The sequence below is a fragment of the Synechococcus sp. H60.1 genome, from assembly GCF_047462335.1.
Classification (GTDB): domain Bacteria; phylum Cyanobacteriota; class Cyanobacteriia; order Thermostichales; family Thermostichaceae; genus Thermostichus.
In genome coordinates this window covers 1-7,121 of sequence record NZ_JANSJA010000187.1, presented here as the reverse complement: position 1 = coordinate 7,121, position 7,121 = coordinate 1, and the positions used below count along the sequence as shown (strand labels likewise).

At 60.1% G+C, this 7,121-nt stretch carries 4 protein-coding genes; all 4 read right to left on the bottom strand.

What is annotated here, in order from left to right; translation table 11 throughout:
- Positions 1-131 precede the first annotated feature (131 nt).
- Genes NW852_RS09640 through NW852_RS09625 form a run of 4 tightly spaced genes read right to left on the bottom strand, consistent with a single transcriptional unit; the run spans position 132 to position 7,101 of the window.
- Positions 132-2,936, bottom strand: coding sequence for a BPTD_3080 family restriction endonuclease (locus tag NW852_RS09640; protein WP_414370711.1), 2,805 nt, complete (start codon positions 2,934-2,936; stop codon positions 132-134).
- Positions 2,917-3,342: a HEPN domain-containing protein gene (locus NW852_RS09635; protein ID WP_414370709.1), complete on the bottom strand. Its 426-nt coding sequence runs from the start codon at positions 3,340-3,342 to the stop codon at positions 2,917-2,919. Before NW852_RS09635 ends, NW852_RS09640 begins: the two co-directional genes overlap by 20 nt.
- The gene (locus NW852_RS09630) at positions 3,326-3,646 is read right to left on the bottom strand and encodes a nucleotidyltransferase domain-containing protein (protein WP_414370708.1); all 321 of its coding nucleotides are present in this window, start codon (positions 3,644-3,646) and stop codon (positions 3,326-3,328) included. The genes NW852_RS09635 and NW852_RS09630 overlap by 17 nt, the downstream gene beginning before the upstream one ends.
- A complete protein-coding gene (locus NW852_RS09625) occupies positions 3,643-7,101 on the bottom strand; it encodes a DUF559 domain-containing protein (protein ID WP_414426682.1) in 3,459 nt (1,152 codons plus the stop codon). The genes NW852_RS09630 and NW852_RS09625 overlap by 4 nt, the downstream gene beginning before the upstream one ends.
- Positions 7,102-7,121 lie beyond the last annotated feature (20 nt).

Sequence of the window (7,121 nt, the reverse complement as noted above, 5' to 3'; positions counted from 1 at the left end):
CTCTTAGCCTAGTGGGAAGCCGAACGCGAAAGCTGCAATCTTATAGTCATTTCAAATTCGGAGATGTCTCCACAGCGCTCCGCGCCGCTGACGCCCTCACCCCCAGCCCCTCTCCCTCTGGGAGAGGGAAGTCAGAGAATGTCCCGTATCTCGCCAGGGTGACGTGCCACCTTCCACCGCCAGCGACCGAACGCGCCATGGGCATTGACGGCCTGCGTCCACTCGTCCAGATAGCGCTGCTTCACCCGGTCTAGTTCGGTGTTTTGTCCCTTCGTTTCCAAAATGAGCATGTCGCCGTTGGATAGCCGCACAAGAAAATCTGGCCGATACTTGCGTACTACGCCACCATACACATACAGGACTTCGAAGCCCAGGTGATCGTTCTTTGCCCAGGCGCTCACGGCGTCGCTGTTGTCGAGGACGTAGGCATCTGATGCTTCCCAGGTGCTGTCGTAGACGCAGACGTTGATGTGCGACTTGCGTGTGCGTTCACAAGGTTTGCTCGTGTACCAGGTGCGCATTTGACCTGTCGAGCCGATGGGATGATCGCGGTCGAAGACTGGAGTAAGCCGCTCGGTGTTCTCCTGCCGCACCGCCTCGCAGACATGTTGCACAACTCGTGACATGTTGAGGGTGATGATCAGGCGGCGGCGCAGTTCATCCTGATAAAAAAGAGGTGGGGAGATCAAGATGCGGTCAGAACGAATGAACTGCTCGACAATCCGCACCAACTGCGCCAGCAAGATTTCGCGACTGCCTTTCCAGCTTGGCTTCATCTGATCGAACACATCCCGGGCAGTTGCGAAGATAATGCGCTGGGTGCGAAATTCCCGCGCCAACCGCTCTAGCTCAATGCGGCTGATCTGGGTCACGTCTGGCTTGCCTTCAAGAACTGGTGCCAGTTCTGCCACCTGCGGTGTCTGGGCAGCGTTTAGTTCTAGTGGCTGCACCTTTGACCAATCGAGAGTCAACGTTGGTTGAAGTACGCGCTCGATGCGCACCACATTTGGCCAGCGGATCTCAAACTCTGCTTTGGTCGGATCCGGCTCCACCGCGGTCTTGGGTGTTGGTGGTGGCGGCGGGCCATCTCCGCTATCCTCGTGCGGCAAGAAAGTGAAAGGCACACCGAAGATATTGACGTATTCGGGCTCGAGCAGCCCCGTTTGTGGGTTGACCTCGTAGGATGTGCGGCGCAAGCCTCGGCCCACAACCTGCTCGCACAGAAGTTGCGAAGTGAAGGCCCGTAGCCCCATGATGTGCGTCACGGTTTTGGCATCCCAGCCCTCGCTCAGCATCCCGACGGAAATGACATTCTGGATTTTCTCGCCGGGCTGCCCTACCTTACCCACCGTATCTACGATCTTTCGCAAACGTTCTGCCTGCTCTGCTTTGGTCAACTGACGTTCGACTGGTGCGTCTTCCTCTTCTCCATCCTCAGCCTCGTCTGAGGCTTCCACCACTGCAGTGGGCTCTTCCTTTGCCTCAGCCTCTTCTAACACCTTCGAGTCGATGTGCAGGATCCCTTCTGGGTTGCAGAGCTCGTCGATGGGAATGCGCCGTGAGTCGAAGGCGTGTTTCACCCGCGCCGCTGTCTCGGTTCGGTTACAGACGGTGATCATCACGGGCGGCGTGGGCAGGCCAGCTGCTTTCCAGGCCTTCCACGTCTCACGCCAGTCGTAGCCCAGCAAGTAGTAGGCGTTCAGCACCAGGTCGGGCAGCGGCTCCTCGGGGTTGGCCTGGCGGTTCAGGTCGTCCTTCACGTCGGGGTCGTTGTAGATGTGATAGAGCCGCGACTTGTAGGTCTTGGCATCCGGCACGGCATCGTCACGCACCACCACGCGCGGGGTCTTCACCAACCCCGATTCGATGGCATCGTTCAGCCCAAAGTCGCTGACGATCCAGCCGAAGAGCGCCTCTTCGCTGCTCTTTTTTCCCGAGGGCGCAAAGGGGGTGGCGGAAAAGTCGTAGCAGGTCAGGATGCCGCGCGAGCGATGCAGCCGGTCCAACCCGCCGATCCACACCGTGGCTTCTTCGGCGCTGTCTCTTAAGCCATGCTGGCGCAGATACTTACCTTCCGCCTCCCAGTTGACGCGCCAGGCGTGGTGGGCCTCGTCGTTGATCACCAGCAGGTTGCGGGCATTCGCCATCTCACCCAGCACCTCGCGGGTGTAGGCTTCGTCACTCTTTGCGCCGCGCTTGTCTACGCTTTTGCGCTTCTTGATCTGTTCCTCGCTCTCCCAGGCTAGGGCGTGCCAGTTGCGAATCAGCACTTTGCCCTGCCGCAGTTTGTCCAGCAGGGCAGAGGGCACAATGTCGAAGGCCTCGTAGTAGTTGCCTGCGCCCGCCGGTTCTAGAACAGCCAGCCGTTTCTTGACCGTCAGCCCAGGCGCAACGACCAGCACGTTCTTCGAGAAACGTGCGTCCTGTGGGTTCGCCACCTTGTTGAGGATGTGCCAGGCAATCACCATCGCCATGACGATGGTCTTGCCCGTACCAGTTGCCATCTTGCAGCACCGCCGATCAAAGTCCCCACCGTCGCCAGGGATCTCAATGCCCACCCGCTCGGCAGGCGGCGCCTCGGTTAGCCAAATGAGCGTCTCCACGGCCTCCAACTGGCAAAAGAAAAAGCGACGTCTGTTGAACTCCTCAGGGTCACGCCAGTGATCCAAGAGCCGCTTGGTGATACTAGTCACACCCGGGTAGCCTGCCTCACGCCAAGCCTTCACGCGCGGGCGGATCTGGTTGACCAGCGGAATCTCCACAAAGATCCCGGGATCGTCGAAAGACTTTGATCCGGGCGTTGCCACTACGTACCCTGCCGGGCGGCGGCCTTCGACTAGTTCAAATAGCCTTGTCTCGCGGTTGTAGCGCCAGTGTTGCCGCGGCTCCTCGTAGGGCGAGTTGATGATCAGGCGGTCAATGGTAGTCCGAGCCATTGCTTTTCTCCCGTTCCGTTGCTGCACTGACTTCTTCCGCTGCCCAACGGCGAATCGCTGTGAGCAGACTTGCCACCTCTTGTTGGGGAACAGGGGCAAATTCTGTGTCGTCGTAGCGAAAGGCAACAGCAAAAGGGTTGAGTTGGCGGAGTTGATCTTCCTCAACTGGCAACAAGATGCCCCGGTCACCAAGCAGACGCGCCAGCTTGACCAGGTCATGGGTGCGTGTAAATTCGATCTGTTGGGCAAACAAGACCGCCTTGAGAGATTTCTCTACCGCTTGCTGGGCATGGAAATAGACGATAGAAGGGTGAACCTCCGGATCTTTTCTCAAAACTTCAAATGCCTTGAGGTCGCGATCGGCCAAGCGCAGGGATCGCCAGGCCTCTTCAAGATGGGGCTTCATAGAGGGCTCTTCCCTCCTTGCGCGCCCAGTACAGTACGGTGCCCGGAACCTGACTGCGCCGTTGGTATTCGGCCTCCGAATAAACCAGCAGATCAAGCCCTGGGCCAATCGAGCCCACAGCTTTGTGCAAGCGGATCATTTCGCTATACGGGTCGGACACTTCTGGTTCAATCACAATAAGATCCAGGTCAGAGCCAGCGTCGGCGTCGCCGCGGCCATAGGAGCCAAACAAAAGTATGCGTCTGGGCTGTGCCACTGCCACGATCCGTTGAACAATTTCTTGCAGAGCTTGCTCGTCAATCATGTCTCCACCCTTATGACCTTCAGGCTCTCGATGCCCCGGTCATCCACGATCTTGACGGCAATGCGCTTGTGCTCGCCCGGTGCAAAGGGCAACGAGACTGTACCGCGGTACGCCTCAATCAGCTCCTCGTCGATTTCAGCTTTAAGGTTGCGCGCCAGCTTCGCCCAGCCATCCTTCTCGCCCGCCATTGGGAAAAAGACCTGCCGGGGATAGAGGCTGCGTCCGTCGTAGTCGGTATCGAGCAGCCAAAGAGCGATCTTGTCTGCGCTACCCGATTCAATCTGCCCGGTCTTGGTGTTGTAATAATCAAAACCGTGCACCACGACGCGCAACTTGCCTTCGTCAGTACCCGAGGTGATCCGCTGCACTTCCACATCAGGTTGCCCAATCAACCAAAACGATTCGTTACTCGCGCGCTTTTTCTTGAGGTCGTCGGTCAAGAGGTCGGCGTTCATTTGGACTTTGAGGAACTGCATGCCGGCCAGCTCGGGCTTCATCTCGTCAATATCCTTGGCCGCTTCGGGATCGAACTGGAAAGCGGCAAAGATCAGCAGCTTGGGTTTGGGAACAAGCATCCGTGCTTCTTCCCAGGCGTGCTCGACCTGCCGCTGCTCAAGTGGGCCATATTCCGGGCCAAAGGAGACGACCACGCGCATCGGGTCATAGGCTGGAGCCGACTCGCGCACAGTATTTGCCCCTTCGTCGCTTGGCCGCGTTTCCCCCTCGGCATGCAGCCAGCGACAGCCAGGAAGCGGCTCTAGGCGGGCAAAGCGGATGTATTGCCCGTTCTTGCCGCGAATACCGGTGCGCAGCAGCTCGTCGCGCCATTCGGCCTGGCGCAGGGTCTCGCCGGAGCGGGCAATGGACATGTCGGCAGGTTGCGGCTTTTCCTCCAAAATCTCATCCACCGACTTGACCACAGGCGCCGGCACGGCCTCGACGGTGAACGGGCCGGTGACGCGCACCTTTTTGCGGTCCACAAAGGGCTGGTCGTAAAGCGTCTCCTGCGGCGCGTGGCGGGCAATGGCGGCGTCAATCTCCTGTTGGAGGGCGCGGCGGGCCTGATGAAAACGCTCGAAGGGATCGCGCGCTTTTTCCGGCCAGTCGGCAGGAAACGCAAAGGGCACCTCCCATTCCACCAGTTCGTTGACCTTGACCACCTGGCCGGCGGGCATGGTGAAGGTTGCCGTGTCGGGCGCGGCGAAGTCCACGAAGTGGCCAGACCGGCCGCCCTGGGTAACCTTAAATTGGACAGGATGACCCTTCAATGCCGCGTTGAGCTCAGCCAGCGCCTTTTCCACCGCCGGATGCAGGCGGGCATAGATGCCGTCAATCTCCGGGTTGTTGGCGATCGATTTGAGTGTTACATGCGGCACGGTCTTGTACTTGAAGCCGCTGCCCACGCCCTCTTCGGGACGCGCCAGCTCGTAGTAGTCGAAGACGGCGGTCATCAAGCGCTGGCGGGCGATTGTGATCGCCACGCGCGAGGTATCGCAAGTGATCCAGCGCCGGCCCCACTGCTCGGCGACATAGGCGGTCGTGCCGCTGCCGCAATTGTGCACGACGCACAGCTCCGTGATGAAAGAATGCGCGTCTTCTACTTCCAGGTCGTACAACTCCTCTTCGGTTTCTTGTGTGTGGAGTTCAGCGATGCGCACGGCGACCCGCTGCGGACCAAAGAAGACCCAATCACCCACAGCCAGGTCCTGCGCTTCCACCCACTCGGCCTTTTCGACGCTGAGCTGAAGGTGGCAGGCGTGTCGAATGGTTTCGTAAACGCCCTCCAGATTGGACAGCACCTCCCTGGCCGGGATGCGCAGTACCTCCAGGCCCAGCCCGCGGAGATAGGCATCGCGGGCCTGATCGTGAGCCAGCGCCTCTTCGCTGCTGTGGGCCAGCGCGCCGTCCACCTCGACGACAAGTTGGGCGTCGCGGCTGTAAAAGTCCGCTATGTACCGACCGATGGGATGCTGGCGTCGGAAGGTGAAACCGGTTTGGTCGTTGCGCAGCACCGCCCACAGATTACGCTCCGGCGGGGTCATTTCACGCCGCAGTGTCTTGCTTCGCCATCGCAACCCCTGGGGAATGCCCGACCAGTCGTTGTGCCCTCCCAGTGAGCGCGGGCGGCGTTTGGCGAGCACCTTGTGGTCGGCAGAGAGCCAAAGCGTCGCGTCGGTTTTTTCGTGGCGGATGCCGATCATCTTGCCGCGGTATGGCCGGCGGATCACGCGCACGACGCGGTGCGGTTGCCCGTCATGCCCCAGAACCCAGTTGCCGGGTTGGATGGATTCGATGGGGCGCAGGGTAGCTCCTCCCCGGCCATCCCCGTAAACGGGGAAGGAGCGTCCCCCCGCGTGCGGGGGGAGCACAGGGGGGCTGCCTCCCGGGTTGGCCTCTTCCTGGTTAGCCTCTCCCCATTCAGCGCCTCCCTGGCCGGCCGCCCCTCCCCGGCCCTCCCCGTAAACGGGGAGGGAGCATCCCCCCGCGTGCGGGCCGCCTCCCCCATCCTCCACACACCACACCCGCGTCCCCTTCCGCACACACGTCGGGTCGAACACCAGGTCGCCCGGGTCGGTGGTCATCAGGATGCAGCGCTCAACGACTTTCGTATTGGTCTGGACGGCGTACACCTTCGGGTCGCCGTAGCCGGCAATGCCGGTATCCGTCCAGATATTGGTCAGCGGCAGAGCGGGAATCTCATCCAGAAAGCGGACATATCTGAGCGTATTCCCTACAGCAAACAGGCGCTCCGCCTGCCGCAGCCGCTCCAGGCCGTCATGGCCAGTCTTCCAGTGACTATTCTGACCACAGTGGAAAGTTCGTCCCTCAAAGGGATACGAAAATGTGGTGGCACCTGCCTCCTGCGACGTCATATCGCCCGCCTGGAACACCCGGACGCCCTCTGGGAGCAGGGTGGGTGATTCGAGCTCTGAGCTGGTGAGGCGACGGCGGGTGCCATCCGGAAGCTGCACGTGCTGGTACCCTTTGGTGCCCTCTTCTCCCAGTTCCTTCTCCAGAAAGAGCTGACGGTACTTCAGCTGGGCCTTGTCCCTGGCATACCAGAGAAGAAAATCGTTGACCACATCCAGCAGTGCGCCACCCTTGCCGCTGGTTTTCACGAAGCTGATAACGCTTACAAAATTCTCCCGCCCGAACACCTCATCGAGCAGGCAGCGCACCAGGTGCAGGTTCTCGTCGTTGATCTGCACAAAACACGAGCCACTATCCACTAACAACTCTCTTGCCAGCAGCAGCCGGTCGCGCAGGTAGGTCAGATACGAGTGGATGCCCAGCTCCCAGGTGTCGCGGAAGGCCCGAATTTGCTCCGGCTCGCTGGTTAAATCCTCGTCCTTGCCGTCCTTGACGTCGCGTTTGTTCACGAAGGGCTGGAAGTTGGAGCCGTACTTGATGCCGTAGGGCGGGTCGATGTAAATCATCTGCACCTTGCCGGCCATCCCCTCCTTTTCCAGCAGTG

Excerpts from the sequence above, each read along its gene's own strand:
- NW852_RS09635 (WP_414370709.1), bottom strand. The coding sequence starts at position 3,342 with ATGAAGCCCCATCTTGAAGAGGCCTGGCGATCCCTGCGCTTGGCCGAT.
- NW852_RS09640 (WP_414370711.1), bottom strand. The coding sequence starts at position 2,936 with ATGGCTCGGACTACCATTGACCGCCTGATCATCAACTCGCCCTACGAG.
- NW852_RS09625 (WP_414426682.1), bottom strand. The coding sequence starts at position 7,101 with ATGGCCGGCAAGGTGCAGATGATTTACATCGACCCGCCCTACGGCATC.
- NW852_RS09630 (WP_414370708.1), bottom strand. The coding sequence starts at position 3,646 with ATGATTGACGAGCAAGCTCTGCAAGAAATTGTTCAACGGATCGTGGCA.